Genomic DNA, 1,440 nt, shown 5'->3' with positions numbered 1-1,440 from the left:
CTAGTACTACAGTTGCGCATAATGTCGGATTTTTCGATGGGCTGTAGCGGCAATGACTTGATGGCGCCGTCGCCATCGTGACCATGCAAGGATAAATGTCGACGTTAAGGCCTTGGAGGGCATAAGCCTGGCGAACAGGTGGAGGATTTCGGGGGTGGTGTAGATCGGCGTGGCCTTGGCGATCACGCGGCGGCTGTCATCACCGGACTCCTTTCGTTCTCTTTCCCAAAGGCGTTGCGCCGCTGCGTGGCGCTAAGCTTCGCCAGAAACGCCGCAGCCGCCATGACCAAACTCATATGGCGATGCCAGGCATGCCAGGAGCGGGCTTCGCAGTGGTCGAGGCCGAGGTCATCCTTGGCGCGCAAGAAGCACTCTTCGATCGTCCAGCGCAAGCCTGCGGCAGCTGCAAGCTCGGCCAAGGAAGTGTCTGTCGGCGCAAAGGCGAAGTAGTATGCGATGGCCTTCGGATCGCGCAGACTGCGACGCGCAAGTAACCACTTGGAAAAGCCATCCTCGGCCACCCAGTTGAGATGTATGCGCACCCACTCGTAAAGGCGCGGCCCCTTCGCGCCCTCACCCGCGGACAGGGGCCGCCAGGACTGCGCTTCAAGATCGCCAATGAGAGTTGCCGGATCGGTTTGTATGAACTGCCACTCCTCAAGGAAGCGCAGTACGTGCGTCGAGCGGATTGCTAATACGTAGGGCTGCTTGCGGCCTTCCAACATCCGCCTGAACTGACTGTCAGAACCATAAACAGCATCTGCCAATACGAAGGCGCAAGGAATGCCCTCATCAAGCAGCTTGCCGATCATCTCGCGCGCCATGGCAGGCTTAGTTGCGAAGTTGACGTCGTCGGGCACGTGGGCCTTTTGTCGCCTATCCAGATCCTCCGACCAACCTTTTGGCAAATATAGCTGCCTATCGATTAGGGCGTGTCCATAACGGCTGGCGTAAGAAACAAAAACACCGATTTGACTATTTTCTATCCGCCCTGCCGTACCCGAATATTGCCTCGCGACGCCGACCGACTGATCGCCCTTCTTCAAAAAGCCGGTTTCATCGACTACCAAGACGCCATCCCGGTCTCCCAGCGCGCCGATCGTGTAGTCGCGAACCCTTTTGCACAAAGCATCTGCCGACCACGAAGACCGCCCGAGCAAGGATTGAATGCGATAGGGCCTCTCAAGCCCAGCTTCTTCCGCTAGCATCCACCCTGTCTTGCGCTCAGCCCGCGACATAAGGCCTTCAATGAAGGCACCGGCAGATGCGCGTTGCTCTGAGCGCTTAAGCGCTGGAGCAATCGCCGCCTTCATCTCCGTCAACGCTTCGCGCCAGTTAGTCCCTGTACCCACCCAATCTGACACACTCATGACAATCTCCGCTCATCCTAACCAACGAAAGGGAATCATGATTTTCCATTATGCGCAACTGTAGTACTAG

The 1,440-nt window shown here is 57.3% G+C and carries 1 protein-coding gene; it reads right to left on the bottom strand.

Annotated elements, in window-relative coordinates; all coding sequences use genetic code 11:
• Positions 1–182: 182 nt before the first annotated feature.
• Entirely contained in the window at positions 183–1,370 is a 1,188-nt protein-coding gene (locus B060_RS0123515) for an IS701 family transposase (RefSeq protein ID WP_018084228.1), read from the bottom strand.
• Between the last annotated feature and the right edge of the window lie 70 nt (positions 1,371–1,440).

This window comes from Asticcacaulis benevestitus DSM 16100 = ATCC BAA-896 (assembly GCF_000376105.1).
GTDB lineage: Bacteria > Pseudomonadota > Alphaproteobacteria > Caulobacterales > Caulobacteraceae > Asticcacaulis > Asticcacaulis benevestitus.
Note: the sequence above shows the minus strand (reverse complement) of the source record. Positions and strands in the feature narration are given on the sequence as shown.